Here is a 26,419-nt window from a genome sequence, read left to right as displayed (position 1 = left end):
CGGGCACTCCTTCGGCAGGCTGGCGATGTCGCTAAGACCCAGCCGCTAAGGCCGCCGGGCGGGCGCGTCAATCCTGTTAAAGGCCGGCTTGTCCGGTTACATGGGCGGTTTCCCGAAAAGGCAGTTGAGACCCATGATTCGCGACGACATCAAGCAGGCCCTGGTCGATTCCATGAAGGCCGGCGACACGGCGAGGCGCGACACGATCCGGCTGATCCAGGCCGCGCTCAAGAATCGCGACATCGAGCTTCGCGGCAGCGCAAACGCGCCGGAGGACGACGTGCTCGTCACCGAGGTGCTCCAGAAGATGGTGAAGCAGCGGCGCGAATCGATCGAGCTTTACGAGAAAGGCGGCCGCGCCGAGCTCGCCGCCGCGGAGAGCGCCGAGGTCGCGGTGATCGAAAGCTTCCTCCCCGCCCAGATGGACGACGCCCAGATCGCGGCCGCGGTCGACGCGATCGTCACCGAAACCGGCGCGGGGAGCGTCAAGGACATGGGCCGCGTGATGGCGGTGCTGAAGGAACGCCACGCGGGCCAGCTCGACATGAGCAAGGCAAGCGCGGCGGTGAAGGCGCGGTTGTCGTCATAAGGCAGGGAAGACTCCCCTCCCGCTCGCGGGAGGGGTTGGGGTCGCAGCAATATAACCACCTTCGCTCGTCCCGAGCGAAGTCGAGGGGCGCTGGCACGGCGGTGATGCAATTCTGGGTCTATATGCTGCGATGCCGAGACGGCTCTTACTATACCGGCCACACGGACGACCTACAGAAACGCCTTTGGGAACATGAACAAGGCTTGGGCGCGGAATGGACCAGAAGGCGCAGACCCATCGAGCTCGCCTGGTGCGCTGTGGGCTCCAGCCGGGATGAAGTCTTCGCCTTCGAGCGCCGGATCAAGAACTGGTCCCGTGCCAAGAAGGAAGCCCTGATCGCGGGCGACTGGGCCTTGGTCGGATATCTCGCAAAGCCGCCTCACGAGCGCCCCTCGACTTCGCTCGGGACGAGCGGACGGGGGGAGAGGCACAACGCCCCAGATGGCGCAGGGCAAAAGAGTTCGCTCGTCCCGAGCGAAGTCGAGGGGCGCGGCACCGAGTCCGACGGAGGACAATGACCCTCACCCCCGCCTTCCTCGACGAGCTGCGCGCCCGCACCTCGCTCTCCGCGCTGATCGCTCGCACGACCAAGCTTACGCGCGCCGGTCGCGAGTTCAAGGCGTGCTGCCCGTTCCACAACGAGAAGACGGCGAGCTTCTACGTCAATGACGAGAAGGGCTTCTATCATTGCTTCGGCTGCCAGGCGCATGGCGATGCGATCCGCTGGCTGACCGATGCGCGCGGGCTCGCCTTCATGGATGCGGTGAAGGAGCTTGCCGATGCCGCCGGGATGGAGGTGCCCGCCCCCGATCCGCGGGCCCAGGCAAGGGCCGAGCGGGCGACCGGGCTCTACGGCGTCATGGAGGCGGCGCAGGCCTGGTTCGCCGATCAGCTCGGCGGCATCGAGGGCGCCGAGGCGCGCGCCTATCTGGACCAGCGCGGGGTGAGCGCCGCGACGGCGGCCCGCTTCGGCTTCGGCTTCGCCCCGGACGGGCGCGGCAAGCTCAAGGGGGCGCTCAAGGAATTCGGCGTCGAACGGCTGGTCGAGGCCGGGCTGCTGATCGCGCCCGAGGACAGCGACCGCGAGCCTTATGACCGGTTCCGCGGCCGCATCACCTTTCCGATCCGCGACCCGCGCGGGCGGGTGATCGCCTTTTCCGCCCGGATCCTCGGCAAGGGCGAGCCCAAATATCTGAACTCGCCCGACACGCCCTTGTTCGACAAGGGCCGTACCCTGTTCAATTTCCACCATGCCGCACCCGCCAGCCGCGAGACGAAGCGCGTGATCGTGGTCGAGGGCCAGATGGACGTGATCGCGCTCGACCAAGCCGGGATCGCCGATGCGGTCGCGCCGCTCGGCACCGCAATGACCGAAGCGCAATTGGGCCTGCTCTGGCGCCTCGCGCCGGCCCCGATCCTCTGCTTCGACGGCGATTCGGCGGGGCAGAAGGCCGCCGTTCGCGCGGCACTGCGCGCCCTCCCCCATCTCGCGCCGGGCCGATCGCTCGGCTTCGTGACGCTGCCGGCCGGGCAGGATCCCGACGACCTTGTCAGATCGAAGGGCCGCGCCACGCTCGATGCGCTGCTGGACAGCCCCGAGCCGCTTGTCGACCGGCTGTGGCGCCACGAACTCGATTCGGCGCCCCGACGGACGCCCGAGCAACGCGCCGGCCTGCGCCGCCGGCTGCTCGATCATGTCGGCGCGATCGCCGATCCCGATGTGCGCGAGCAATATCGCGCCGAATTCCTCGCCCGCCTCGACACGCTCACGCCGCAACGCGGCCGCGCCCCGTTTCAGCGCGGCAAATCCCCGCTTTTACCACGCCCAACCACGCAGGAAGCACGCGCCGTCGGCCGTTCCGGCCTGGATCCGCAGGTCGGGCGCGCCATCCTCCACGGCCTTGCCCGTTTCCCCGCCCTGATCGGCACCCATGCCGAGGCGGTGGCGGCGTTGCCGCTGGGCAACGGTCCGGCCTCGCGGCTTCGCGATCTGATGCTGGAGGCGGCAATGACGCACGCTGCGCTTGATCCACAGGGCCTTGCCACCATATTGGCAAATCAGGGCGCGGGCGATTTGCTGGAGGAGCCGCGGCTGAAGCGAGGGCTTGCTTTTTCCTTCACCCGACGTGATGCCCCGCCGGAGCGGGCGCAAAGGGATCTCGTTCTGGTCGTTGAAGCATATGCGGCCAGACCGGAGCTCGACGCCGCCTATGAGGCGGTCACGGCGCGGTTGAAGGTGGAATTCGACGAGGCGGCGTTCGCGGAGCAGGTGAGGCTCCGCACGGCGCGAGAGGAAGCGGACCGGCGGCTGGCGAGCCTGATCGTCGGCGACGGCGTTACGGAATAGGCGTATTTGATGGCGAAGACGAACACGGCGGAAACCGAAGAGAAGACCGAGACCGGCGACGCGCCGCTCATCGACCTCAACGAGGCCACGATCCGGAAGATGCTCGCCCGCGCGAAGAAGCGCGGCGTCATCACCTATGACGAGCTCAACGAGGCGCTGCCCCAGGACCAGATGTCCTCCGAGCAGATCGAGGACGTGATGTCCGCGCTCAACGACATGGGCGTCAACATCGTCGAATCGGACGAAGGCGACGAAGACGAGGCCGGCGCCGAGGAAGTCACGAACGACGAATCCGACGGCATCGAGACCTTCGTCGTCGAGAAGAAGAAGGAAACCGTCGATCGCACCGACGATCCGGTCCGCATGTACCTGCGCGAAATGGGCGCGGTCGAGCTGCTGTCGCGCGAAGGCGAGATCGCGATCGCCAAGCGGATCGAGGCCGGGCGCGACACGATGATCTGGGGCCTTTGCGAAAGCCCGATCACCTTCAACGCGATCATCGACTGGTCGACTGCGCTCAACAACGGCCAGATGCAGCTGCGCGAGATCCTCGATCTCGAGGCGATGCTGTCCAAGGGCCCGACCGCCGAACAGGTCGAGAGCGCCGAGGCCGACGACGCGATCATTTCGGAAACCACCGCCGGCCCGTCGTTCAAGGAAGACGATGAGCCGGAAGAGGCGCCCAGCCAGGACGAGGACGACGAGGACGGCCTCGTCGAGCGCCGGGCCCAGCGGCCCGTCGAGGAGGACGACGAGGACAACACCCTCTCCCTCGCCCAGATGGAGGAGACGCTGAAGCCGGCCGCGCTCGAAAAGTTCGCGACCATCACCGACATCTACAAGAAATTCTCGAAGCTCCAGCTCGCCCGGATGGAGGCGATGGGCGCCGGCGAGGAGTTCGGCAAGGCCGACGAGAACAAGTATCAGAAGTTGCGCGAGCAGCTGACCGCCGAGGTCGAAAGCGTCCAGTTCCACGGCGCGAAGATCGAATATCTCGTCGACCAGCTCTACAGCTTCAACCGGCGGCTCACGACGCTCGGCGGCCAGATGCTCCGCCTCGCCGAGCGCCACAAGGTGCCGCGCCGCGCCTTCCTCGATTCCTATATGGGCCACGAGCTCGACGAGAGCTGGGCCGAGCGGGTGCGGGGCATCGACAAGAAATGGGCGGCCTTCGTCGATTCGGAGGGGCCCGCGATCGAACGGATCCGCAGCGAGATTGCGGAGATCGCGCAGGCGACCGGCATGGGATTGGGCGAGTTCCGTCGGATCGTGAACCAGGTCCAGAAGGGCGAGCGCGAGGCGCGGATCGCCAAGAAGGAGATGGTCGAAGCGAACCTCAGGCTCGTCATCTCGATCGCAAAGAAATATACCAATCGCGGCCTGCAGTTCCTGGACCTCATCCAGGAAGGCAATATCGGGCTGATGAAGGCGGTCGATAAGTTCGAATATCGCCGCGGCTACAAATTCTCGACCTACGCCACCTGGTGGATCCGGCAGGCGATCACCCGCTCGATCGCCGATCAGGCGCGGACCATCCGCATCCCGGTCCACATGATCGAGACGATCAACAAGCTGGTCCGCACCAGCCGCCAGATCCTGCACGAGATCGGTCGCGAGCCGACCCCGGAGGAACTGGCCGAGCGCCTCTCCATGCCGCTCGAGAAGGTCCGCAAGGTGATGAAGATCGCCAAGGAGCCGATCAGCCTCGAAACGCCGATCGGCGACGAGGAGGATTCGCACCTCGGCGATTTCATCGAGGACAAGAACGCCGTGATCCCGGTGGACGCGGCGATCCAGTCCAACCTCAAGGAGACCGTGACCCGCGTCCTTGCCTCGCTCACCCCGCGCGAGGAGCGCGTGCTGCGCATGCGCTTCGGCATCGGCATGAACACCGATCACACGCTCGAGGAGGTCGGCCAGCAATTCTCGGTGACGCGCGAGCGGATCAGGCAGATCGAGGCCAAGGCGCTACGCAAGCTCAAGCATCCGTCGCGGTCGCGGAAGATGCGCAGCTTCCTCGACCAGTAAGGCGGATCGGACGAAGACAAAGCGGGCGTCGGAGCATGGTTCCGGCGCCCGTTTCGTTTCGGGCATCGAGGAAGCGGTCGGCCGGCGGGGCCGGAAGCCCACCCGGCGATCAGGCCGCCGTGGCGATCAGCAGGCGATCCTCTTCGGCCATTCGAACGCGATCGCGCCCCGCCGCCTTGGCCGCGTAGAGCGCACGGTCGGCGCGGTTGATGAGCGTTTCGATCGCATCCTCTCCCGGCTGCATGGTCGCGACACCGAAGCTGGCAGTGACGGCGGGCGAATTGAGGTCCGGCGCAAGATCGCCGATCCCCTCGCGCAGCCTGTCGGCCATTTTCAGGGCGCGCCGCGCCGATGTGTTGGCGAGGATGATGCCGAATTCCTCTCCGCCCAGGCGACCGAGCACGTCGAGCTCGCCCAGTTCGTCGGCGATGAAGCGGGCCACGCGGGCCAGCACGGCGTCCCCGGCCGCATGGCCAAAGCGGTCGTTCACGGCCTTGAACCGGTCGACGTCGAGCACCAGCACGCTGAGCGGCAGATCCAGACGGCGTGCGGCCTCGATCCGCACCACCGCGGCCTCGGCGAAGCCACGTCGGTTGAGCGCGCCGGTGAGCGGGTCGATCGCGGCCCGCTTTTCCATTTCGTTCGCGAGGTCCGCCGCCTGAAGAAAGGTCGCCAGCAGACCAGTGGCGACAAAGAGCGCCGGGATCCCGGCGAAGAGCAGCCGGTTGTAGAGTGCGATCGACCGCTCGGTGCCGCCGATCCCGTCGGACAGGCCGGCAAGGCCCACCACGAACTCGAACGAAGCAAAGAGGCAGAGCGCTGCGGCGTTGCAATATTCTGCGAGATTCGGTGGCGATTTGCCCTTGAGGAGCGCAAGCGCGCCGAGCGGGAGCACGACCGAAGCGAAGAGCGGCACGATCGCGATCATCAGGCCGGTCAGGTGGAAGAAGCCGGTAATGCCGGTCGCAACGGTCGCGGCGGCGCCGGCGCAGAATAACGGCACGGCTCCAAGGCGCATGCCGGCCCGCGCGCGATAGCCGAGGGTCGAGAGAATGGCCGTCGACAGCGCGAGCGCGGTCAGCACCAGCCAGATGATCGGATTGCGCGGCGCGAGCAGCGATCCCGCGATGTTGCCGCACCATTGGACGGTCGCGACGCCATAGCAACAGGCCCAGATCAGCGCGTGTCGCCGCTTCCCGAGCATTTTCCAGGCGAGCAACTGCACAAGGCCCAGCACCGCGCTGACGACCACCAGCGCACACAGGATGAGACCGACTTGGGACATGTTCCTCGTCTTTGGATGGCCGAGCTTACCGTCGCGTAAACGGCTTGCTTGACAGACGCCGCATCGCCGCCTCCCTTGCGGCATGGTCCGGCTGCCGATCATCCTGTGGGTCTCGCTGATCCTGCTCTTGCTCGCGATCGTGCTGAGTGCGGTCGGGCTGGTCGTCGGCTTCGATCTCGGCGACGTCGATGCCTGGATCGACGATCATATCGGCCTGTTCCATGGCATCGCCGACCTGCTGTGGCGCGTTGCGTGCGGGTTCGTCCTGCTGTGCTGCGTCGGCGGCGCCTGGGTCTCGACCTTCGGGCGTGACCGGGCGAAGGGCGAACGGATCGGCTGGGGCTGCCTGATCGCCGCGATCCCGATCGCCTGGTTCGCCTGGATCGGGATGACGATGACCAATTAAACTCCGGCATTTTCAATGGCTTTGAGCCGAAGGGCTCCATTTCGGCGACGCGTAAACCTCCTCTTTACGGGCCTTGGTGTAGGCACCCCTCTCTCGCCGCGTCGCGGCTTCATGAAAGGGGCTCGATGGCTTCGGTTTCGGTTGCGGCGGCGAGGGGCGAGAGCAGGGCATCGCAGCTCTATGCCTGCGTCGCGGAGCAGGGAACGGCGGCCCACCCCCATGTGAAGGGCGACGCGCTCGCCGATTCACCGGATGCGCCGCGGAACCTCGCCGACATGGTTCATTTCCTCTGCGCGCTGCATGGGCGGCATCCGGGGGTGATCGATCACGCTGCCGGCCGCGCTGTCGAGTCTGCCGCCCGGCGCTGGCTGACTCGCGCCAGCGAGGCGCTCGCGGTCGAACGCGCCTATCTCGCGCGGCTTGCGGTCGCGGTCGGGCCCGTCCCGGGCACGCCCGGCGGAGCGGGCAACGAGGCGATGCTGGTCGCGCAGCGCAGCGCGCTGGGCGTGCTGGCGCAATCGGACCGGCGTGGCTGCGCCCTCGGCGCCGCTTTGGCCTTCGCAATCGACTGGGCCGCGGTACGCGGGCCGCTCGATCGCGCGGCACGGCGGCTGGGAATCGAACCGCCGCACTTCGGACTCGGCAGCGAGGGCGAGCTGCGGCCGATCGCGGACGATTGCAGCGAGGAGCGTGCGCTCCTTTTCGGCGCCCGCCAGCTCGCGCTCCAGCAGCGCGGCCTGTGGGATCTTCTCGAAGCGCGCGCCCAGGCACGCTCCGCGCTCTAGCCGGCTTGCCTTCGCGCGCCCCGCCTTTAAGGCAGTGGCATGCGTTTCGAAGGCACCTCCTCCTATGTCGCCACGGACGACCTCAAGGTCGCCGTCAATGCGGCCGTCGCCCTGCGCCGGCCACTGCTCGTCAAGGGCGAGCCAGGGACGGGCAAGACCGTCCTTGCGCACGAGATCGCGGCCGCGCTCGACGCGCCGCTCATCGAATGGCACGTCAAGTCGACCACCCGGGCGCATCAGGGCCTTTACGAATATGATGCGGTTGCCCGGCTTCGCGACGGCCAGCTCGGCGACGAGCGCGTGCACGACATCCGCAACTACATCAAGCGGGGCAAGCTGTGGGAGGCGTTCACCTCCCCCACCCTGCCGGTCCTTCTGATCGACGAGATCGACAAGGCCGACATCGAATTCCCGAACGATCTGCTCCAGGAGCTCGATCGGATGAGTTTCGATGTCTATGAGACGGGCGAGACGGTGACCGCCAGGGAACGGCCCGTCGTCGTCATCACCTCGAACAACGAGAAGGAGCTGCCGGACGCATTCCTGCGTCGCTGCTTCTTCCACTATATCCGCTTCCCGGACCGCGAGACGATGCAGGCGATCATCGACGTCCACTTCCCCGGCATCCAGAAGATCCTGGTCGCCAGGGCGCTCGACATTTTCTACCAGGTTCGCGAGGTGCCCGGCCTCAAGAAGAAGCCGTCCACCAGCGAGCTGATCGACTGGCTCAAGCTCCTTCTGCATGAAGACATGCCGCTCGACGTGCTGCAGTCGCGCGACCCGGCCAAGGCGATCCCGCCGCTCCACGGCGCGCTGCTGAAGAACGAACAGGACGTGATGCTGTTCGAACGGCTTGCTTTCATGAGCCGGAGACCCGGCGCCTGAGCGTTACGCCGCGCCACACGCGCTTCGAGCGGGTTCGCGCCGCGCTCGAAGCCTATGCGCCGCCGCCGGGCTGGCGGTCCTGGATCTACGAATTCCTGCTGTTCGGCTTCAAGCAGGGCTGGGCCTGCCTGTTCGGCGCGCTGCTGCTGGCGCTGCTGATCGCCACGCACTTCCTCTATCCGGCGGACGCGGCGCTGCCGCGCTATGATTTCCTGACCCTGGCTGCGCTTGCGATCCAGGTCGCAATGCTGCGTTTCCGGCTGGAGACGTGGGACGAGGCGAAGGTCATCCTCGCCTTCCATGTCGCGGGCACGGTGATGGAGGTCTTCAAAACCGGCATGGGATCGTGGGAATATCCGGAGCCCAGCTACCTCCACATCGGCGCGGTACCGCTCTTCTCCGGCTTCATGTACGCCTCGGTCGGCTCTTATATCGCGCGGATCTGGCGGATCTTCGACATCCGCTTCACCCGTTACCCGCCGATCTGGGCGACGATCGCCCTTGCCGCAGCGATCTACGTCAATTTCTTCGCCCATCACTGGCTGCCGGACGCGCGCATCGCGCTGCTGGCCGCGACGCTGCTGGTCTATGGCCGAACGCTCTTCTGGTTCCGCCCATTCCGCAGCTATCGGCCGATGCCGGTGCTGATCGGCTTCCTGCTCGTCGCCCTGTTCATCTGGATCGCCGAGAATATCGGATCGATCTCGCACAGCTGGACCTATCCCAGCCAGCGCGAGGCCTGGCACATGGTGCCGCTCGCCAAGCTCGGCTCCTGGTATCTGCTGATGATCGTGTCGGCGGTGCTGGTGAGCCTGGTCCAGCGGCCACGCGAGATGGGCGCGCCGGAGAGGGAGGCGGATTCGCTCGCGCCAGCCTAGAGCGTGACCTCGTCGTCGCGATAGGCGAGCTCGAAATTCCCCCAGCGCCGGCCGTGGATGAAGAGCGGCACGAAGACGTTCTTGACCGGCAGATAGCGGCCCTGCCCCAAGTCCATGCCGTAGGTCGCGAGCATTGCTTCCTTGTCGCTGGCGATGGCGCGGCGGGTGATGTCGTCGATGAAGTTGCGGCGGTTGCGGCAATATTGCGCGTTCCACTCGGGATCGTCGGTCTGCGGCTGCGAGCGTTCCGAAATGTGGGTCGGCAGATAGCCTTCATTGTCGGTGATCGCGCAGGCGATCAGCCTACCCTGCTCCGCCATCAACCGATCGAGCACCGGGCGGATATGGGCATCCGCGAACTCGCAGAATCGGGTTTCATACTGAACGGGATTGGTGCCGGGCATCGGCACATAGTTGGTGTCGAAGACGTCGTCCTCGCTGATGTCCCCGCGCTGGATGGCGCGTTCGACCATGGCCTTGATCTCGGCCATCCCCTTCTGGGCGAACTCGATGAACGGCGTGTCGTCGATCTCCACTCCACAGGACGCGAGCCGGTCCAGCATTTCGTTGGACATGAGTTCGAGCCGGGCGAGCCGGTCATGGGTCTGGCGAAGCTGGCCGCCATTGGCGCGCGCGTCGGCGGCGAAGGACGACAGGCCGCTCTTCACGCTGTCCACGCTCTGCTCGATGAGGCTGGTCGCCTGTGCGATGCCGTCGGTCTGCCGATCGACCAGCGCGACGATGTCCGCAACGTCGCGAACCGTCTCGTTGATCCGCGAGAAGCTCGACTGCGCGACCCGGCTCTTGTCGACGCCGACCTTGATCTCGCTGGTCACGGCTTCGGCCTCGTGCGTGAGGGAGGCGATCGTTCCGGCGATCTCGCTGGTTGCCGCGCGGGTGTCGTGGGCGAGCTTCTTCACCTCGGCGGCGACGACCGCGAAGGATCGGCCCGCCTCGCCGGCTCGTGCCGCCTCGATCGTCGCGTTGAGCGCAAGCATGTTCGTCTTGTTGGCGATCGTCTCGATCGCGGCGGATACATTCTGCACCCGCGCCATCGCCTCCGCGAAGCCGGCCATGCGATCGCCGAGCTGGACGACGATGTCGGTGAGGCTCGAAAAGACCGCGATCGTGTCTTCGATCGCACCGCGCCCCTGATCGAGCTTGCCGCGTGCCTGTTCGGCGAGCACGCGCGCCTCGTCGGTGGAATCCGAAACCCTCGCCTGGTCGCCGAGCAGCCGGGTCGTCACTTCCTCCAGCGCGTCGAGCATCTTGAGATTGGCGGATATCCGCTCGTTGACCCCGGCGACATAGCCCGCGACATCGCTGCACTCGATCGCCAGCGATCCGCAATTGCGCGCGACCTCGCTGATCGCCGCGCTATCCGTCCGTTCCGTCGCCGTGCTCGCCACGTCAGCCCCTCGCTTCAATCCTGGCGCGTCTCGCTAAGCCGAATTGGTTGAAAGGGGGTTAACCAATGCCCCGCGCCACCGTGGATGGCGACTCGCACAGCGTCGCGAGCCACGCTAGACCCACGCCATGTTCTTCTCCTTCGTCGACGAGTTGCGCGCTGCCGGGATTCCATCCTCTTTGAAGGAGCATCTGACGCTGCTCGAGGCGCTGGACGCGGAGGTGATCGCCGCACGGCCGGAGGAGTTCTACTATCTCGCCCGCGCGACCTTCGTGAAGGACGAGGGACTGCTCGACCGTTTCGACCGCGTGTTCGCCAAGGTGTTCAGGGGCCTCGAAACGACCTACGGCCCAGACGCTGCACCGGTGCCCGAGGAATGGCTCCGCGCCATCGCGGAACTCTATCTCACGCCGGAACAGATGGCCGAGATCAAGTCGCTCGCCTCCTGGGACGAGCTCATGGAAACGCTCCGCAAGCGCCTGGAAGAACAGAAGGAACGCCACCAGGGCGGCAGCAAGTGGATTGGCACGGGCGGCACCTCCCCCTTCGGTCATTCCGGCTACAATCCGGAAGGGATCAGGATCGGCGGCGAAGGTCGCCACGGCCGCGCCGTGAAGATCTGGGACAAGCGCGAATTCCGCAACCTCGACAACAGCCAGGAACTGGGCACCCGCAACATCAAGATTGCGCTGCGCCGCCTGCGCCGGTTCGCCCGCGAAGGAGCGGCCGAGGAGCTCGATCTCGACGGCACGATCGACGGCACGGCGCGTCGCGGGTGGCTCGACATCCACATGCGGCCCGAACGGCACAATGCGGTCAAGCTGCTGCTCTTCCTCGACGTCGGCGGCTCAATGGATCCGCACGTGAAGCTTTGCGAGGAGTTGTTCAGCGCGGCGACGGCAGAATTCCGGAACATGGAATTCTTCTATTTCCACAACTGCCCCTACGAAGCCGTGTGGAAGGACAATCATCGCCGTTTCTCGGAGCGCACGCCGATGTGGCACCTGCTTCACAAATACGGGCACGACTACAAGCTCGTGTTCGTCGGCGACGCCTCGATGAGCGCGTATGAAATCACCCATCCCGGCGGATCCGTGGAGCATTACAACGAGGAAGCGGGCGCGGTCTGGCTCCAGCGGATGACGCAGACCTGGCCGAGCGCGGCCTGGCTCAACCCGGTGCCAGAGCAATATTGGGGCCATACCGGCTCGATCGGCCTTGTGCGCCAGCTCATGCACGACCGCATGTTCCCGCTCACCCTCGCCGGTCTCGATGATGCGATGCGGGCGCTGACGCGAAAGGCCTGACCTTCCCCGCCGAAGACGGACGGCGCCTGCGGCCGCGCCGTCCTGCATTCGCCGCAGGCCTCAATAGATGAGAAAGGGCCTTCGCCGCTCGGCCCACTCCTCCTCGTCCGTTGCCGCGAGCGCGTCGAGATCGTCCGGCGCCGCCGTCCTGTCGTCCACCCATTCGCGCAGCAGCGGCGAGCCGTTGATGACATCGATGGGCAGCTTGCCGAACGCATATTCGTACGGGAAATCGCGCCACAGCGCGTAGCCCGGATAGAGCGCGCGGATCGCCTTGAAGCCCAGCGCCTGGAGCCGCCAGGGCCGGAACGCGCCGTGATCGTAGGCGGGCCCTTCCGCATGGATGAAGACGCCGCTGCACAATTCCCCCACATGCTTGTGGAAGGTCGGCTGGAACCACATGTCGCGCAGCGTGCAGCCGGCGAGCCAGCCCGGCGCCAGATCGTGCATTTTGGCGATCACCGCGCGCGAATCGATGTCCGGCGCGCCGAACAGCTCGAGCGGGCGGGTCGTGCCCCTGCCCTCGCTCAGCGTCGTGCCTTCGAGCATCACCGTGCCCGCATAGGCCCGCGCCATGTTGACGTTGGCGGCGTTGGGGCTGGGATTGATCCAGACCCGATCGGCCGGCCAGCCAAAGCCCGGTGCTTCTTCCGGCTGCCACCCCTCCATCCCGATCACACGATAGTCGACGTCGAGTTTGAACTGGTCGACGAACCAGGCGCCCATCTCGCCGAGCGTCAGGCCGTGCCGCATCGGCATCGGCCCGGCGCCGACGAAACTCTCCCAGCCCGGCCGCAGCGTCAGTCCTTCCACCGGTCGGCCGGCGGGATTGGGCCGATCGAGCACCCACACGGCCTTCCCATGCGCGGCCGCTGCTTCGAGCACGTAGAGCAGGGTCGTGACGAAGGTGTAGATGCGGCAGCCGACATCCTGGAGGTCGACGAGCATGACGTCGAACGTGCCCATCGATTGCCCGGTCGGCCGCCGCACCTCGCCGTAGAGGCTGAACACCGGCATCCCATAGGTCGGATCGGTGAAGTCGGGCGACTCCATCATATTGTCCTGGAGATCGCCGCGCACGCCATGCTGCGGCCCGAACAAGGCGGTGACGTTCAGCCCCGCCGCGACCAACGCATCAAGGCTGTGGGTGAGGTCCGCCGTCACCGATGCGGGATGGGCGAGCAGGGCGACGCGCTTGCCCTCAAGCGGCTTGCGCAGTTCAGGTTCGGCGAGCAGCCGGTCGATGCCGAATTTCATGCCTCGCCAAGTGCCGGGAGTTGGAATGCAAAGCAATCGGGATGGTGGAAATCGGGCCTGGCCGGATCGGGATGCGCGAGCGCCCAATAGGATTTCGTGCCGTCCGTCTCCTCGAGAATTGCAGAAAGGCCCAAGCGCCAACTTGCCCGTCCAAGGTCGGTCGCCACCCCCGCGTTCAGCACCAGACGCTCGGCCCGGCGCGGCATCAGCGTCACGACCGGCGGCTCCGCCAGGGGCGCATCCGCCCGCTCCGGATCGCGATAGCTTCGAAAATCATAGGCGGCCCATTCGCTCGACGGGGAGAAATTGAATTCTCGATAAGCGGGTGCGCCCGGCCTGGCGAAGAACGCCTCGAAACAGGTGGTTCGCCACAGATTGTCCGTGCGGAGAGGCGGCGCGGGCGGAGCGAGAAGAAGGTCGTCCATCTCACCGAACAGCCGATAGCGGAGTTCCAGCCTGCCGGCCGATGCCCTCTCCACCTCAACCTCGACCCGCATGATCGCGCGTGGAGGGTGGAGCGGATGCGGGATCAAAGCGACGTCCATCCAATCCTCGTCATTCCGGCGAAGCGGGAATCCAGCTAGCCTCCCCTCGCCGGCCGCCGCAAGAAAGAAGCTGGATCCCCGCTTTCGCGGGGATGACGTGAGAAGTGCGGGCCGCTAAGCACGCCTCCGTCATGACCGAATACGCATCCGAACTCCTGCGGTCGCTCTCGTCGCGCGGCTATATCCACCAGGTCACCGATCCGGCGGGGCTCGATGCGCTCGCGCGGCAGCAGGTGGTGCCGGGCTATATCGGCTTCGACGCAACCGCGCCGTCGCTCCATGTCGGCAGCCTGGTGCAGATCATGATGCTTCGGCGGCTCCAGCAGGCCGGGCACAAGCCGATCGTCGTCATGGGCGGAGGCACCACCAAGATCGGCGATCCGTCCGGCAAGGATGAGAGCCGCAGGCTCCTCACCGCCGAGGATATCGGCCGCAATATCGCCTCGATCCGCCGCGTGTTCGAGCGGTTCCTGACCTTCGGCGATGGGCCGACCGACGCGATCATGGTCGACAATGCCGACTGGCTCGACGCGCTCGACTACATTCCGTTCCTGCGCGAGATCGGCCCGCATTTCACGATCAACCGGATGCTGACGTTCGACAGCGTCAAGCTCCGGCTCGACCGCGAGCAGCCGCTCACCTTCCTCGAATTCAACTACATGATCCTCCAGGCCTATGACTTCCTGGAGCTGTCGCGCCGAGTCCACTGCCGGCTGCAGATGGGCGGATCGGACCAGTGGGGCAATATCGTCAACGGCATCGAGCTGACGCGGCGGATCGAGGGGACGCAGCTCTATGGGCTCACCACCCCGCTCATCACCACCGCGGACGGCGGCAAGATGGGCAAGACCGCCGCCGGCGCCGTCTGGCTCAACGGCGATGCGCTCAGCCCCTATGATTACTGGCAGTTCTGGCGGAACACGCAGGATGCCGATGTCGGCCGGTTCCTGCGCCTGTTCACCGATCTTCCGCTCGACGAGATCGCGCGGCTGGAGGCGCTCGAGGGCGCCGAGATCAACGAGGCGAAGAAGCAGCTCGCCGACGCCGCCACCGCGATGGCGCATGGCGACGACGCGGCCGCCCGGGCCGCCGAGACGGCCCGCCGCACGTTCGAGGAAGGGGCCGGCGGCGAGGCGCTGCCGACGCTGAGAGTCGCCGGCGACATCGGCCTGGTCGACGCGCTGATCGGCCTCGGCCTCGTCGCGTCCAAGAACGAGGCCCGCCGGCTGATCGCCCAGGGCGGCGCCCGGGTGGACGGCGCGCCGGCCGGCGAAGACCGGCCCATCGCGGTCTCGGGCGAAGTCCGCATCTCCGCCGGCAAGAAGAAGCACGGCCTGCTCATTCCCTGAACCTCCGGGAGCGGGACGCGGAGTTCGCGCCGAACGATCGGCGCTAGTCGCCCGACCCGGCGTGCCGCGCCATCGCGAGCACGCTCTGGTCCCCCTCGCCGACATCGGCAACGCGCCACTGGCCGTCTTCCTGCGCCAGGTGCAGCACGATCGTCGTCGATTCACCGAAATTGCTGATCGCGACCCGAACGATCGCGCCGCTCGCGCTCGGCTCGATCGAGGCGATGCGGTAGCTGAAATGCTCGAAATCCTGGCATTCGCAATACGGATCGGCCTCGAGCTCATCGGCTTCGGTGATCCGCGCGAAAGCGGCGCGAAGGCCGGCGGTCTGGACGTCGTCCGGCGTCCCTTCAAGCTCGCCGCGGACATAGGGCCCGTAGATTCGATCGATCAGCGGCTGGACGGCCGCCCGGTCCGGGGCCGCGCCCGCCGCGCTCTTGCTCGCGTTCGCTGGCGACGCGGCGGGGAGAGCAACGGCGTTCTCCACGCGTGCGGCTGTCCTGTTGTCGTCAGCGGCGCCGGCCCCGCCCCCGCATGCGGCAATCGAAGCGAACAGCCCGATGGCGACCACCCTGCGCAGATCAGCAATCATCCCTTTTCCCCCCTTCGATCATAGAATGCTGAAATCTCAGCCGCCGCGCAGCAACCCAACCGCCGCATCGCGCTCCATGAGGTAGAGCAGATTTCGCGCCGCCTGCCCGCGCTCGCTGGCAAGCCCGCCGTCGCGATCGACGAGCAGGCGCGCGTCGTCGGTTGCGATCGGCGCGAGCTCGGCGATCTGCTCCGGCGTCGCGAGCCGGAACTGCGCCTCGCCGGACTGGCGCGTGCCGAGAATCTCGCCGGCGCCGCGCAGGCGCAGATCCTCCTCGGCGATGCGGAAGCCGTCATTGGTCTCGCGCATGAGAGCCAGCCGCGCCCGCGCCGTCTCGCTCAGCACGTTGCCGCGCAGCAGAAGGCAGATGCTGTGCTGGTCGCCGCGCCCCACCCGCCCACGCAGCTGGTGGAGCTGGGCAAGCCCGAAGCGATCGGCATGTTCGACGATCATCAGCGTCGCATTGGGCACATCGACGCCGACCTCGATCACTGTCGTCGCGACCAGAACGGCGATCCGGCCGGCAGCGAATTCCGCCATGACCGCGTCCTTCTCCGGCCCCTTCATCCGGCCGTGGACGACTCCGATCTTGCCGGGGAACCGCTCAGCAAGGATCCGCGCCCGTTCCTCGGCGGCCGCGAGGTCCGATGTCTCGCTTTCCTCGACCAGCGGGCAGACCCAATAAGCCTGCCTGCCCGCGGCGATGTGGCGGCCGAGACCGTCGATCACCTCCGCCATCCGGTCCTCGCTGATGACGCGGGTTTCGATCGGCTGGCGGCCGGGCGGCATCTCGTCGAGCCGGCTCACGTCCATCTCGCCATATTGGGTGAGCGTCAGCGTTCGCGGGATCGGAGTCGCGGTCATGACGAGAAGATGCGGCGGATGCTCGGCCTTGGACGCGAGCATCAGCCTTTGCGCCACGCCGAAGCGGTGCTGCTCGTCGACCACCGCAAGCCCGAGCCGGCGATAGCCGACCTTCTCCTGGAAGATGGCATGGGTGCCGATCAGGATGTGGATCGATCCGTCGGCAAGACCCATGAGGCAGGATTCGCGCGCCCTCCCCTTTTCGCGGCCGGTGAGGATCGCGATATTGACGGGAAGCCCGGCCAGCATCCGCGAAAGATTGGCGTGATGCTGGCGCGCGAGGATCTCGGTCGGCGCGAGGAGCGCCGCCTGCGCCCCGGCCTCGACCGCCGCCAGCATGGCCATCAATGCGACCAGAGTCTTGCCCGAGCCGACATCGCCCTGGAGCAGGCGGAGCATCGGCGTCTCCTGCCGAAGATCGCCTTCGATCTCTGCAACGGCGCGGGCCTGGGCGCCGGTCGGGGCATAGGGGAGCTTCAGCCGGTCGCGCAGCCCGCCATCGCCGCGAAGTGGCCGCCCGCGCCGCTTGCGTGAGGAAGCGCGCACTAGGCTCAGGGCGAGCTGGTTGGCGAACACCTCGTCATAGGCCAGCCGGTCGCGCGCCTCGCTCGCGCCCGGATCACGATGCGCCATGGTGAGGGCGGCGGCCCAATCCGGCCACCCGCGGCGGGCCTTCAGACCGGGCTCGATCCACTCGCCGAGCGCCGGAAGCCGACCCAGCGCCTGCCCGGCGAGATCGGCGAGGCGATGATTGGTGAGCCCCTCCGACAGGGGATAGACCGGCTCGCGCAGCGGGATGGCCGCGCCCTCGGCGGGCGTCAGCACATGGTCCGGATGGACGATCTGCAACTCCTGCCCGTAGCGATCGAGGCGTCCCGAGACGATCCGCGCCTCACCCAAAGGCAGCTGCTTCTTCGCCCAGCCCGGATTGTTGAAATAGGTGAGCGTCACATAATTGCCGCGCGCATCCTCGGCGTGGACGCGGAACGGGCCCCTGCCCGCACCCTGGCGATAGTCGCGGGCGGCGAGCTCGATGGTGATGACGTGGCCGACATCGCTCTCGTCGAGTTCGTCGACCCGCCGACGGTCGATCCAGCTCACCGGCAGGTGGAACAGCACATCGACCACCCGGTCGAGCTTCAGCCGGTGCAGCGGCTTCGCGAGCTGCGGCCCGACGCCCTTCAACGCCTCCACCTCGGCGAAGAGCGGATTGAGGATATCGGGCCGCATGTCCTGCCGGGAACCTCCCCTGCCGCCTAGGTGAACTGGAAATCCACCGCCGGCGGCGCGCCGTTGCCGTCGAACGCCTGGTCGCGATGGGGCCCGTCCCGGTCCACCCAGTGCAGGAAGAGATGGGCCGACCAGCCATTGGGGTTGGGCGCCGTTCGCCCATGCCGGTGATGCACGCCCTGATAGAGGACGGCGTCTCCCACCGCCATCGGGATCGGGGTGAAAGGCTCCTCGCCGAAATCGTCGTTGACGCCGGCATTTGGGTCCTGGCGCGTCCCGCCGACCTCCAGGGCCCAGGGCTGCCCGTCGCTATAGGCCAGGGTCAGCGACAGGCTGTGCTCGCAGGAATAGCGGTCGAAATGCACCTTGCAGACATCGCCGCGCCGGTAGAGGCGCAGATAATCGTAAGTCGGCAGCAGATCCCTGCCGACCAACTCGCTGACCATCGGGGTCAGCCCCCACAGGAAGAAGAGCATCGGCCGGTAGTGGAAGCCGTAGACGTCGAGCGCCGGCCGGTTCAGCAGGTTCACATGCTCCTTCTGGCCGCTGAGCGCGATCGGGCCCGGGCCGATATCCTGCCGGAACATGGCCATGAACGCCGCCGGCACCTCAGGCGGGAGCAGGCCCTTGAGATGCGCATAGCCGTCCTTGTGATAGTCGCCGATCACCTGCATGCGGACAGGGCTAGAGATTCCGGGGGAGCCGTTCAATCGCCATTCGGGCGGACGGCACATTCCGGCACCCGCATCAGGACGTTTCCAGCTTTCGCTGGAATGACGCAAGTGGCTCGCCTACATGCGCCCGAGCGAAGCCGCCTGGATTCCCCAGCGCGGCTGAATTGCTATGGACGAAGATGGACCGCGACGCCCGCCTGAAACGCCTCAAGTTCCGCGCCTGGCACCGCGGCGTCCGCGAGGCGGACATGATGGTGGGCGGCTATTATGACCGGTGGCACGCCGACTGGGACGATGACCAGATCGCCTGGTTCGAAGCCCTGATCGAGGAGCAGGATGTCGACATCATGGCCTGGGCGATGGGAACCGCGGCCGTCCCCGCGCGCTGGCAGGGCGAAATGATGACCCGCCTCCAGGCCCTCGACTACATCCCGCTCCCGTAACGCCTCCCGATTTGACGCGCCTTCACGCCAGATGACCGATCTTCACAAAATCCTCGCGGCCGATCAGCCGATGACACTTGCCGGCGTGCCGGCCGGGTTCCTGCCGTGGCTCGCCGCCGATCTGGCGCGGGCGGCGCGTGGACGGGCTGTCTTCATCGCGCCCGACGAGGCGGCGATGCGGGCGCTCGCGGATGCGGCGCATTACTTCGCGCCGGAGCTGGAGACGCTGACCTTCCCGGCCTGGGACTGCCTTCCCTATGACCGCGCCTCGCCATCGCTGCGTGCGACCTCCGAACGGTTGGCGACCCTCCATTCACTCCAGCGCAAGAGCGACAAGCCGCAGCTGCTCGTCACCACCGTCAACGCCGCGCTGCAGCGCACGCTGACGCCCTTCCGCATCCGCCGGCTCGTCGCCCGCCTCGCCCCTGGCGAGCGGATCGACATCGCCCACCTCACGACCCTGCTTGCCGCCAACGGCTATGCGCGGACCGAGACGGTCCGCGACCCCGGCGAGTTCGCGGTGCGCGGCGGCATCGTCGACCTCTTCCCAGCCGGCGAGGAGCAGGCGCTTCGGCTCGATTTCTTCGGCGACGAGATCGAGAGCGTCCGCCGCTTCGACGCCGCCAGCCAGCGGAGCATCGAACGGATCGAGGGCTTCACCCTGCTGCCCGCCTCCGAAACGCTGCTCGACGAAGAGAGCGTCAAGCGCTTCCGCTCGCGCTACCGCGAGCTGTTCGGCGCCACCGCGACCGGCGATCCGGTTTACCAGGCCGTGTCCGACGGGCGCCGCATCGCCGGCGTCGATCACTGGCTCCCGCTGTTCGAGGAGCGCCTGTCCACCCTGTTCGATCATCTGGCCGAGGGCGATCTCGTCGTCCGCGACGCTGGGGACAGCGGCGCCGCGGAAGCGCGGTTCGAGGCGGTGGCGGACTATTATGAGAACCGCAAGCGGGCGCAGTCTTCCGATCCCGGAAGCTATCGGCCGCTCGAGCCGCAAAGCCTGTATCTCGAACGTGAAGAGTGGGCGGCACTCGCCGATGCCCGGCCGTTCCACCTCGTCACCCCGTTCCACGAGCCGGACAGCGCCACCGTGCTCGATTTCGAGGTGGAGCCGCCCCGCGATTTCGCGCCGGAGCGCGCAAGCGGCGCGAATGTCTACGAGGCGGTCGTCGCCCATCTCGGCGGGCTGCGTCGGAACGGCCGCAAGGTCATCCTCGCCAGCTATTCCGCCGGCGCGCGCGAACGGCTGAAGGGCCTGCTCGCCGATCACGGGCTTGCGAAGGTTGCGGACGCCGAAACCTGGCAGGAGTCGCTTGGCGCGGCGTCCCGTGGCAAGAGCAGCAGCGCGGCGCCCGTCGCGCTCGCCGTCATCCAGCTCGACCACGGCTTCACCACGCCCGATGTCGCGGTCCTTACCGAACAGGACATGCTCGGCGACCGGCTGGTGCGCCGCCGCCGCAAGAGATCGAGCCAGGCCTTTCTTGACGAGCTCGCCACGCTCTCGCCCGGCGACCTCGTCGTCCACGCCGATCACGGCATCGGCCGTTACGAGGGACTGACCCAGATCCCGGTCCAGCAGGCACCGCACGATTGCGTTGCGCTGGTCTATGCCGGCGGCGACAAGCTCTTCGTTCCGGTCGAGAATATCGACATCCTCTCGCGCTACGGCTCCGAAAGCGAGGGCGTCGCGCTCGACCGGCTTGGCGGCGAGGCCTGGCAGCGGCGCAAGAGCCGGATGAAGGAGCGCATCCGCGAGATTGCGGGCGAGCTCATCAAGACGGCGGCCGAGCGCGCGCTTCGCCCCGGCGCCGTCGCCGAACCCGACACCGGCTATGCGGCCTTTGCCGATCGTTTCCCTTATGAGGAGACCGAGGATCAGGACCGCGCCATCGCCGACGTGATCGCCGATCTCGGCTCCGGAAAGCCGATGGACAGATTGGTCTGCGGGGACGTCGGCTTCGGCAAGACCGAAGTCGCGCTGCGCGCCGCCTTCATCGCGGCGATGGCGGGAATGCAGGTCGCGCTGGTCGCGCCGACGACCCTTCTCGCGCGCCAGCATTTCCAGAATTTCAAGGAGAGGTTCCAGGGCTTCCCGATCGAGATCGGTCGGCTTTCCCGGCTCGTCCCCGCCAAGGAGGCGGCCGCGACAAAGGCCGGGCTCAAGGAGGGCAAGATCGACATCGTCGTCGGCACCCACGCGATCCTGGGCAAGGGCGTGGAGTTCAGGAATCTCGGCCTCGTCATCGTCGACGAGGAGCAGCGGTTCGGCGTCGTCCACAAGGAGAAATTGAAGACGCTGCGCGCCGACGTCCATGTCCTCACCCTCACCGCGACGCCGATTCCGCGAACGCTGCAGATGGCGATGTCGGGTCTTCGCGAGCTCTCCGTCATCCAGACGCCACCTGTGGATCGGCTCGCGGTGCGCACCTACGTCATGCCGTGGGACGGCGTGGTGGTTCGCGAGGCGCTGCTTCGCGAACATTATCGCGGCGGGCAGACCTTCTTCGTCGTCCCCCGGATCAGCGATCTCACAGACGTCGAGGAGTTCCTGCGCGAGGAAGTGCCCGAAGTGCGCGCCGTGACCGCCCACGGCCAGATGGCGCCGACCGAGATCGAGGAGCGGATGAGCGCCTTCTACGATCGCAAGTACGAAGTGCTGCTGTCGACCACGATCATCGAATCCGGCCTCGATATCCCGAGCGCCAACACCCTCATCGTCCATCGCGCCGACCGCTTCGGCCTTGCCCAGCTCTATCAGCTGCGCGGCCGCGTCGGGCGGGCCAAGACGCGGGCCTACGCCTATTTCACGACGCCGGCCGATCGGCTGATCACCGAGACCGCCGACAAGCGGCTCCAGGTGCTCGCCTCCCTCGAAAGCCTCGGTGCCGGATTCCAGCTCGCCACCCACGATCTCGACATACGCGGCGCGGGGAACCTGCTCGGCGACGAACAGTCCGGCCATATCAGGGAGGTCGGCTTCGAACTCTATCAGTCGATGCTTGAGGAGGCGATCCTGGAGGCCAAGGCGGGCGGCGTCGCGCCGCGGGCCGAGAGCTTCTCGCCCCAGATCACGATCGATGCGCCGATCCTGATCCCTGAGACCTATGTCCCGGATCTCGATCTCAGGATGGGGCTCTATCGCCGGATGAACGAGCTCGAATCGACCGCGGACATCGATCCGTTCGCGGCCGAGCTGATCGATCGCTTCGGCAAGCTCCCCGCCGAGACCGCGAACCTGCTCAAAGTCATCGAGATCAAGATGAACTGCCGCACTGCGATGGTCGCCAAGATGGATGTCGGGCCGAAGGGGGCGCTCGTTCATTTCCACGACGACACTTTCCCGGATCTGCCCGGCCTGCTCGCTTATGTCGAGCGGCTGAAGGGCACGGCGAAGCTGCGCCCCGACAGCAAGCTCGTCATCACCCGCGACTGGCCGAGCGCCGAAGCCCGGCTGAACGGCGCCCTGCAATTGTCGAAGGGCCTCGCGAAGATCCTGGCGTGAGCACGCGGGCGCCGCGGCGGGATCGGTTAACGAAAGTTCCCTCTTGCCCATTCATCCCGGGACGAACCGTTCGCGCGGCGGGACGCGCCGACGCTCGCTTGGGTAGTCGCTTCAGAACTGCCGTGTAGGATCATCCCCAGTCCGATCCGGGGGGATTCTCCTTGTCCGCACGTTTCCGCACACACCTGTCGCGTCTCGTCGTTCGCGCCCTGCTCGCCTTTGGGCTGGCCGCGGCGGCATCGAGTCCCGCGGCGGCCGTGCTGCAATGCGCCCCCTATGCGCGGGCCCAATCCGGCATCGACATCCACGGCAATGCCGGGACCTGGTGGGATCAGGCGGCCGGACGTTATCGCCGCGGCTCCGAACCTCGGGTCGGCGCGGTTCTCGCCTTCCAGCCCTCGCGGGCCATGCCGATCGGCCATGTCGCGGTCGTGGCCGAGATCGTCGACGACCGCCACGTCTATCTGAATCACGCCAACTGGTCCGGCCCGGGCCGGATCGAACGGCGCGCGCTCGCCGAGGATGTTTCGCCCAATGGCGACTGGAGCGAAGTTCGCGTCTGGTATGCGCCGCAAAACGCCCTCGGCCTGCGTGAAAACCCTGCTTTCGGTTTCATCTACAACGAAAGCGAAGGGAACGACGCGCCGCCTGCCCAGACCTTCGCACAAGAAATTTCCGCGGCTATCGTCTCGGCCGGCAGCCACTGAAGCCGCCGCCACCGGCCACCGCCCGCCCCGCTCGGGCCGCTGAACCTCGCACAATTTGATTTTGGAGAGAGCTCGATGAAGGCCCTTCTTGCTGTGTCTTCTGCAATGTTGCTGGCGGCGCCGTCATTCGCCCAGAACGGGCCGACGCCGGGCGTCCACATCGATCAGGGCATCACAAGCGGGCCAAGCGATTCCAGGCGATCCGGTGACACCAACGAGCGCGGCGAGCGCCTCATCTGCCGGACCCAGTCGAACACTTCCGTTTCAAGAATGGGCGCCCGGCGGGTCTGCCACACGTCGGCGGAATGGCGTGAGATCGCGCGTCGCGATCAAGACTGAGCGAACGCGCGGCGGCGCCTGAACAACAGGATCGGCGCGCCCCGATAGCGTGCCTCTTCGCGGATCGAAAAGCCGGATTTTTCCGCGACGCGGATCGATGCCTGATTGCCGTGATCGATGATCGCCGTCAGCTCGGGCGCCTTCAACACCTCGTCCGCCCAGCTGATCGCCGCGCCGACCGCCTCGGTCGCATAGCCCCTGCCGTGCATTTCCGGCGCGAGGATCCACCCCATTTCCGGCAGGCCCTCGATATTGGGCTCAAGATCGCGCTTGAAATCGGCAAAGCCGATCTGCCCCACATAGGCGCCGCCGTCCCGCTCGACCGCGGCCCAATAGCCATAGCCCAGCAGCGCCCACAGGCCGGGCGCGCAGAGCAGACGCCGCCAGCTTTCCTCGCGCGAAAAGGGCGTGCCGCCGAGGTGGCGCACGATAGCGGGATCGGCCATCGTCCTGGACTGCGCCTCGATGTCGCTTTCCAGGAATGGGCGAAGGATGAGGCGCGAGGTCTCCAGCGTGGGCGCGGCGCGCGCCGGCACGCTATTTCTTGCCGAGGCTGAGGCCGCCGAAGCGCTTGTTGAAGCGCGCCACCTGACCGCCCTGATCGAGAACGCGGGTATTGCCGCCGGTCCAGGCCGGATGGACCTTGGGATCGATGTCGAGCTGGAGGGTATCGCCCTCCTTGCCCCAGGTGGAGCGAGTCTCGAACACGGTGCCGTCGGTCATCTGCACCTTGATCATGTGATAGTCGGGGTGGATTTCGGTCTTCATGTCGAAATTTCCTGATTGCGGCTGGTTACCGACCAGCCTGCCGGGAAAGAAGGGCGCCCTCTAGCGGCTGGGGCGAAGGTTGACAAGTCATGCTGCGGTGCAATAGCCGTGCGCCAGAAGGTGCCGCCCGTGACGGGGCGGTGAAAAGGGAAGCCGGTGCGAAACCGGCGCTGTGCCCGCAACTGTAAGCGGCGAGGCCCCTGTCCGCAAAGGACGACGGGCCGATCGAGCCGCGAGCCAGGAGACCTGCCTTCGCCGTCGTCCGCATCCGGCCGGGTCCAGCCTGGAATGCGTGGCGCCGCGCAGCCGAATAACGGCCGTGCGGCTCCTCCGAGACGACATTTCGATGTCGTTTCAGGAGGTTTAGATGCCCATTGCGATTCTGGTCCTGTCTGCATCCGCCGCCGTGTCGGTGACGGATCCGGACATTGTCGTCACCGCTTCTCGTGATCCCGTGCCCGTCGAAGAGGCCGCGGCGTCGGCCACGATCTTCGATTCCGCGGCGCTCGACGCGCTCGCCCTCCCCGACGCGTCGAGCGTGCTGCGCCTGTCGCCCGGGATTTCGGTGGCGACATCGGGCCCGCGCGGCACGCAGACCCAGCTGCGCATTCGCGGCGCCGAGGCCAATCACACCCTGCTCTTCGTCGACGGCATCCGGTTCAACGATCCCGCTTCCGGCAACGAAGCGCGGTTCGAGCTGCTGACAACAGACCTCCTGTCGCGGATCGAGATCGTCCGGGGCCCGCAGTCGGCGCTTTGGGGATCCGAAGCACTCGGCGGCGTCATTGCGGTCGAAACGCCCGATCCGTTGACCGCGCGGGGCGTCACCGCGCTCGCCGAATATGGCAGCCTCGATTCGCTCCGCACCTATGGTCGCGCCAGCTTCGGCTCTGACCGCTTCGGGGTTACCGCCGCCGGCGGCTATGAGCGCAGCGACGGCATCGATTCCTTCGGCGACGGCGGCGAGCGCGACGGCTTCCACACCGGCACGGCGAGCCTGAAGGCGGTCTATCGCGCCGGACCTGTCAAGCTCGGCGCGTCCGGCTACTGGGTGGATGGGCTCAGCCAGTATGACGGCACCGATCCAGTCACCTTCCTTCGCGCCGACACGCTCGATTCGACGCGCAACCGGATCGCGGCGGTCCGGGGATGGGCGACGGGCACGTTCGGCGGGTGGAGCGCGCGCGCCGAGGTGAGCTACCTCGACAGCGCCAACCACAATTACCTTGCCGGCGATCCGCTCAACCAGACCTACGGGAACAGGCTCTCGCTCGGCGGCCAGCTTTCGCGGCGCTTCGGCGACCACGAATTGATCGCGGCGATCGAGCATGACGAGGAAGAGTTCCGCGCCCGCGACACCGCCTTTGGCGGCGCGACGAACCAGAATGACAAGCGCGACAATACCGGCTTCGTCGGTGAATGGCGCGCGCGATGGAGCGATGCCTTCATGACCGATGTCGCGCTTCGCCACGACCGGTTCAGCGACTTTGCCGACGCAACGACATTCCGCGCCGCCGCCTCACTCCGCCCGTTCCGCACCGTCACCATCCACGCTGCTTATGGTGAGGGCATCGCCCAGCCCACCTTCTTCGATCTGTTCGGATTCTTCCCCGGCTCGTTCGAGGGCAATCCAGCGCTGAAGCCGGAGCGGTCGCGCGGCTGGGAGCTCGGCGCCACCTGGACACGCGGTCCGCTCAGCGCTGGCCTCACCTTCTTCTCCGCCCGCCTCCACGACGAGATCGTGGACGTGTTCGATTCCACGACCTTCCTCTCGAGCGTCGCCAATGCGGCGGGAACCAGCCGCCGCGCCGGCATCGAGACGAGCTTATCCTGGCGCGCGGCGGCCTGGCTGAATTTCAGCGCCAATTACACCTGGCTCAAGGCCACGCAGCAGACCGAGCCGGGCGACCCGCGCGTGCGCGAGGTCCGTCGCCCGCGGAGCACGGCGAACCTCACCGCTTACGGCGATGTCGGCCGGTTCAGCTGGAGCGCCAGCCTGGCTTATGTCGGGACGCGCACGGACCAGGATTTCGATCTCTTCCCCTCACCCACCGTACGGCTCGGAGCCTATACGCTTGGCTCGGCGCGGGTCGCCTGGCGCGTCGCGCCGAAGCTGGAGCTTTACGCCCGCGTGGAGAATGCGTTCGACGACGATTACCAGGATGTGGTCGGCTACAACACGCCGGGACGGACGGTCTATGCGGGTCTTCGCGTCGCTCTTGGCCGCTAGC

Annotated in this window: 24 protein-coding genes and 1 riboswitch; of the genes, 15 read left to right on the top strand and 9 right to left on the bottom strand. The window is 66.9% G+C overall.

The annotated features are described in order from the left end of the window. The first annotated feature begins 133 nt into the window (after positions 1 to 133). The 4 genes from FRZ32_RS12835 to rpoD all read left to right on the top strand — a co-directional run bounded on the left by FRZ32_RS12835 (position 134) and on the right by rpoD (position 4,964). The gene (locus tag FRZ32_RS12835; RefSeq protein WP_147043882.1) at positions 134 to 589 is read left to right on the top strand and encodes a GatB/YqeY domain-containing protein; all 456 of its coding nucleotides are present in this window, start codon (positions 134 to 136) and stop codon (positions 587 to 589) included. 104 nt (positions 590 to 693) lie between these two features. Further along, the gene (locus tag FRZ32_RS12830) at positions 694 to 1,107 is read left to right on the top strand and encodes a GIY-YIG nuclease family protein (RefSeq protein WP_147043881.1); all 414 of its coding nucleotides are present in this window, start codon (positions 694 to 696) and stop codon (positions 1,105 to 1,107) included. Then, positions 1,104 to 2,936, top strand: coding sequence for a DNA primase (gene dnaG, locus FRZ32_RS12825; protein WP_147043880.1), 1,833 nt, complete (start codon positions 1,104 to 1,106; stop codon positions 2,934 to 2,936). The genes FRZ32_RS12830 and dnaG overlap by 4 nt, the downstream gene beginning before the upstream one ends. Before the next feature lie 9 nt (positions 2,937 to 2,945). After that, entirely contained in the window at positions 2,946 to 4,964 is a 2,019-nt protein-coding gene (gene rpoD, locus FRZ32_RS12820; protein WP_147043879.1) for an RNA polymerase sigma factor RpoD, read from the top strand. A gap of 109 nt (positions 4,965 to 5,073) precedes the next feature. Here rpoD and FRZ32_RS12815 read toward each other — a convergent pair whose 3' ends face one another. Continuing rightward, the gene (locus FRZ32_RS12815; protein WP_158635921.1) at positions 5,074 to 6,249 is read right to left on the bottom strand and encodes a GGDEF domain-containing protein; all 1,176 of its coding nucleotides are present in this window, start codon (positions 6,247 to 6,249) and stop codon (positions 5,074 to 5,076) included. A gap of 82 nt (positions 6,250 to 6,331) precedes the next feature. On the opposite strand from FRZ32_RS12815, the gene FRZ32_RS12810 reads away from it, so the two are divergent. The 4 genes from FRZ32_RS12810 (at position 6,332) to FRZ32_RS12795 (ending at position 9,203) form a co-directional block, all read left to right on the top strand. Next, positions 6,332 to 6,655 carry a hypothetical protein gene (locus tag FRZ32_RS12810; protein ID WP_147043877.1) on the top strand — a complete coding sequence of 108 codons (324 nt, stop codon included), beginning with the start codon at positions 6,332 to 6,334 and terminating at the stop codon, positions 6,653 to 6,655. A 125-nt stretch (positions 6,656 to 6,780) separates the two neighbouring features. Further along, positions 6,781 to 7,440: a DUF6975 family protein gene (locus FRZ32_RS12805; protein WP_147043876.1), complete on the top strand. Its 660-nt coding sequence runs from the start codon at positions 6,781 to 6,783 to the stop codon at positions 7,438 to 7,440. Positions 7,441 to 7,479: 39 nt separating this feature from the next. Then, complete coding sequence (locus FRZ32_RS12800; protein ID WP_147043875.1) at positions 7,480 to 8,325, top strand: AAA family ATPase; 846 nt, start codon at positions 7,480 to 7,482, stop codon at positions 8,323 to 8,325. Beyond that, positions 8,322 to 9,203, top strand: coding sequence for a DUF817 domain-containing protein (locus tag FRZ32_RS12795; RefSeq protein WP_147043874.1), 882 nt, complete (start codon positions 8,322 to 8,324; stop codon positions 9,201 to 9,203). Before FRZ32_RS12800 ends, FRZ32_RS12795 begins: the two co-directional genes overlap by 4 nt. Here FRZ32_RS12795 and FRZ32_RS12790 read toward each other — a convergent pair. Next, positions 9,200 to 10,612: a methyl-accepting chemotaxis protein gene (locus tag FRZ32_RS12790; protein ID WP_158635920.1), complete on the bottom strand. Its 1,413-nt coding sequence runs from the start codon at positions 10,610 to 10,612 to the stop codon at positions 9,200 to 9,202. The two genes, FRZ32_RS12795 and FRZ32_RS12790, sit on opposite strands and share 4 nt — an antisense overlap. A 127-nt stretch (positions 10,613 to 10,739) precedes the next feature. Here FRZ32_RS12790 and FRZ32_RS12785 point away from each other — a divergent pair, with 127 nt between their 5' ends. Continuing rightward, positions 10,740 to 11,918 carry a vWA domain-containing protein gene (locus tag FRZ32_RS12785; protein ID WP_147043873.1) on the top strand — a complete coding sequence of 393 codons (1,179 nt, stop codon included), beginning with the start codon at positions 10,740 to 10,742 and terminating at the stop codon, positions 11,916 to 11,918. A 60-nt stretch (positions 11,919 to 11,978) separates the two neighbouring features. Here the strand turns inward: FRZ32_RS12785 and FRZ32_RS12780 are convergent, their stop codons facing one another. Together FRZ32_RS12780 and FRZ32_RS12775 are read right to left on the bottom strand one after the other, a co-directional pair. Further along, positions 11,979 to 13,175, bottom strand: coding sequence for an exo-beta-N-acetylmuramidase NamZ family protein (locus tag FRZ32_RS12780; protein WP_147043872.1), 1,197 nt, complete (start codon positions 13,173 to 13,175; stop codon positions 11,979 to 11,981). Beyond that, positions 13,172 to 13,720, bottom strand: coding sequence for a DOMON-like domain-containing protein (locus tag FRZ32_RS12775; protein ID WP_147043871.1), 549 nt, complete (start codon positions 13,718 to 13,720; stop codon positions 13,172 to 13,174). Before FRZ32_RS12775 ends, FRZ32_RS12780 begins: the two co-directional genes overlap by 4 nt. 131 nt (positions 13,721 to 13,851) lie before the next feature. Here FRZ32_RS12775 and tyrS point away from each other — a divergent pair, with 131 nt between their 5' ends. Next, complete coding sequence (gene tyrS / locus FRZ32_RS12770; protein ID WP_147043870.1) at positions 13,852 to 15,069, top strand: tyrosine--tRNA ligase; 1,218 nt, start codon at positions 13,852 to 13,854, stop codon at positions 15,067 to 15,069. Positions 15,070 to 15,112: 43 nt separating this feature from the next. Here tyrS and FRZ32_RS12765 read toward each other — a convergent pair whose 3' ends face one another. The 3 genes from FRZ32_RS12765 to FRZ32_RS12755 all read right to left on the bottom strand — a co-directional run bounded on the left by FRZ32_RS12765 (position 15,113) and on the right by FRZ32_RS12755 (position 18,429). Beyond that, positions 15,113 to 15,556 (bottom strand): DUF3828 domain-containing protein, encoded by a 444-nt coding sequence (locus tag FRZ32_RS12765; RefSeq protein WP_158635919.1) that lies wholly within the window; start codon positions 15,554 to 15,556, stop codon positions 15,113 to 15,115. Between the two features lie 141 nt (positions 15,557 to 15,697). Further along, on the bottom strand, positions 15,698 to 17,755 hold the full coding sequence (gene recG, locus FRZ32_RS12760) for an ATP-dependent DNA helicase RecG (protein ID WP_147043868.1): 2,058 nt from the start codon (positions 17,753 to 17,755) through the stop codon (positions 15,698 to 15,700). Between the two features lie 26 nt (positions 17,756 to 17,781). Then, positions 17,782 to 18,429 carry a hypothetical protein gene (locus FRZ32_RS12755; protein WP_147043867.1) on the bottom strand — a complete coding sequence of 216 codons (648 nt, stop codon included), beginning with the start codon at positions 18,427 to 18,429 and terminating at the stop codon, positions 17,782 to 17,784. 179 nt (positions 18,430 to 18,608) lie between these two features. On the opposite strand from FRZ32_RS12755, the gene FRZ32_RS12750 reads away from it, so the two are divergent. The 4 genes from FRZ32_RS12750 (at position 18,609) to FRZ32_RS12735 (ending at position 23,420) form a co-directional block, all read left to right on the top strand. Continuing rightward, positions 18,609 to 18,872 carry an FAD assembly factor SdhE gene (locus FRZ32_RS12750; protein ID WP_147043866.1) on the top strand — a complete coding sequence of 88 codons (264 nt, stop codon included), beginning with the start codon at positions 18,609 to 18,611 and terminating at the stop codon, positions 18,870 to 18,872. A 31-nt stretch (positions 18,873 to 18,903) separates the two neighbouring features. Beyond that, on the top strand, positions 18,904 to 22,374 hold the full coding sequence (mfd, locus tag FRZ32_RS12745) for a transcription-repair coupling factor (RefSeq protein WP_147043865.1): 3,471 nt from the start codon (positions 18,904 to 18,906) through the stop codon (positions 22,372 to 22,374). 185 nt (positions 22,375 to 22,559) lie between these two features. Then, the gene (locus FRZ32_RS12740; RefSeq protein WP_147044477.1) at positions 22,560 to 23,081 is read left to right on the top strand and encodes a CHAP domain-containing protein; all 522 of its coding nucleotides are present in this window, start codon (positions 22,560 to 22,562) and stop codon (positions 23,079 to 23,081) included. Positions 23,082 to 23,156: 75 nt separating this feature from the next. After that, positions 23,157 to 23,420 (top strand): hypothetical protein, encoded by a 264-nt coding sequence (locus tag FRZ32_RS12735; RefSeq protein WP_147043864.1) that lies wholly within the window; start codon positions 23,157 to 23,159, stop codon positions 23,418 to 23,420. On the opposite strand, the gene FRZ32_RS12730 is transcribed toward FRZ32_RS12735, so the two are convergent. Both FRZ32_RS12730 and rpmE read right to left on the bottom strand, forming a co-directional pair. Beyond that, positions 23,411 to 23,956 carry a GNAT family N-acetyltransferase gene (locus tag FRZ32_RS12730; RefSeq protein ID WP_147043863.1) on the bottom strand — a complete coding sequence of 182 codons (546 nt, stop codon included), beginning with the start codon at positions 23,954 to 23,956 and terminating at the stop codon, positions 23,411 to 23,413. The two genes, FRZ32_RS12735 and FRZ32_RS12730, sit on opposite strands and share 10 nt — an antisense overlap. 1 nt (position 23,957) lies before the next feature. After that, complete coding sequence (gene rpmE / locus FRZ32_RS12725) at positions 23,958 to 24,188, bottom strand: 50S ribosomal protein L31 (protein ID WP_147043862.1); 231 nt, start codon at positions 24,186 to 24,188, stop codon at positions 23,958 to 23,960. 101 nt (positions 24,189 to 24,289) lie between these two features. After that, a riboswitch (cobalamin riboswitch) is annotated at positions 24,290 to 24,456 on the top strand. A 99-nt stretch (positions 24,457 to 24,555) separates the two neighbouring features. Between rpmE and FRZ32_RS12720 the strand changes: the two genes are divergently transcribed. Further along, positions 24,556 to 26,418, top strand: a complete 1,863-nt coding sequence (locus FRZ32_RS12720; protein ID WP_147043861.1) for a TonB-dependent receptor plug domain-containing protein — start codon at positions 24,556 to 24,558, stop codon at positions 26,416 to 26,418. Position 26,419: the final 1 nt, after the last annotated feature.

Origin of the sequence: Sphingosinicella ginsenosidimutans (assembly GCF_007995055.1) — a bacterium.
GTDB classification, from domain to species: domain Bacteria; phylum Pseudomonadota; class Alphaproteobacteria; order Sphingomonadales; family Sphingomonadaceae; genus Allosphingosinicella; species Allosphingosinicella ginsenosidimutans.
This window is presented reverse-complemented; position numbering and strand designations above follow the sequence as displayed.

Excerpts from the sequence above, each read along its gene's own strand:
- FRZ32_RS12835 (WP_147043882.1), top strand. The coding sequence starts at position 134 with ATGATTCGCGACGACATCAAGCAGGCCCTGGTCGATTCCATGAAGGCC.
- FRZ32_RS12830 (WP_147043881.1), top strand. The coding sequence starts at position 694 with ATGCAATTCTGGGTCTATATGCTGCGATGCCGAGACGGCTCTTACTAT.
- dnaG (WP_147043880.1), top strand. The coding sequence starts at position 1,104 with ATGACCCTCACCCCCGCCTTCCTCGACGAGCTGCGCGCCCGCACCTCG.
- rpoD (WP_147043879.1), top strand. The coding sequence starts at position 2,946 with ATGGCGAAGACGAACACGGCGGAAACCGAAGAGAAGACCGAGACCGGC.
- FRZ32_RS12815 (WP_158635921.1), bottom strand. The coding sequence starts at position 6,249 with ATGTCCCAAGTCGGTCTCATCCTGTGTGCGCTGGTGGTCGTCAGCGCG.
- FRZ32_RS12810 (WP_147043877.1), top strand. The coding sequence starts at position 6,332 with ATGGTCCGGCTGCCGATCATCCTGTGGGTCTCGCTGATCCTGCTCTTG.
- FRZ32_RS12805 (WP_147043876.1), top strand. The coding sequence starts at position 6,781 with ATGGCTTCGGTTTCGGTTGCGGCGGCGAGGGGCGAGAGCAGGGCATCG.
- FRZ32_RS12800 (WP_147043875.1), top strand. The coding sequence starts at position 7,480 with ATGCGTTTCGAAGGCACCTCCTCCTATGTCGCCACGGACGACCTCAAG.
- FRZ32_RS12785 (WP_147043873.1), top strand. The coding sequence starts at position 10,740 with ATGTTCTTCTCCTTCGTCGACGAGTTGCGCGCTGCCGGGATTCCATCC.
- FRZ32_RS12780 (WP_147043872.1), bottom strand. The coding sequence starts at position 13,175 with ATGAAATTCGGCATCGACCGGCTGCTCGCCGAACCTGAACTGCGCAAG.
- FRZ32_RS12775 (WP_147043871.1), bottom strand. The coding sequence starts at position 13,720 with ATGGACGTCGCTTTGATCCCGCATCCGCTCCACCCTCCACGCGCGATC.
- tyrS (WP_147043870.1), top strand. The coding sequence starts at position 13,852 with ATGACCGAATACGCATCCGAACTCCTGCGGTCGCTCTCGTCGCGCGGC.
- recG (WP_147043868.1), bottom strand. The coding sequence starts at position 17,755 with ATGCGGCCCGATATCCTCAATCCGCTCTTCGCCGAGGTGGAGGCGTTG.
- FRZ32_RS12755 (WP_147043867.1), bottom strand. The coding sequence starts at position 18,429 with ATGCAGGTGATCGGCGACTATCACAAGGACGGCTATGCGCATCTCAAG.
- FRZ32_RS12750 (WP_147043866.1), top strand. The coding sequence starts at position 18,609 with ATGGACCGCGACGCCCGCCTGAAACGCCTCAAGTTCCGCGCCTGGCAC.
- mfd (WP_147043865.1), top strand. The coding sequence starts at position 18,904 with ATGACCGATCTTCACAAAATCCTCGCGGCCGATCAGCCGATGACACTT.
- FRZ32_RS12735 (WP_147043864.1), top strand. The coding sequence starts at position 23,157 with ATGAAGGCCCTTCTTGCTGTGTCTTCTGCAATGTTGCTGGCGGCGCCG.
- rpmE (WP_147043862.1), bottom strand. The coding sequence starts at position 24,188 with ATGAAGACCGAAATCCACCCCGACTATCACATGATCAAGGTGCAGATG.
- FRZ32_RS12720 (WP_147043861.1), top strand. The coding sequence starts at position 24,556 with ATGCCCATTGCGATTCTGGTCCTGTCTGCATCCGCCGCCGTGTCGGTG.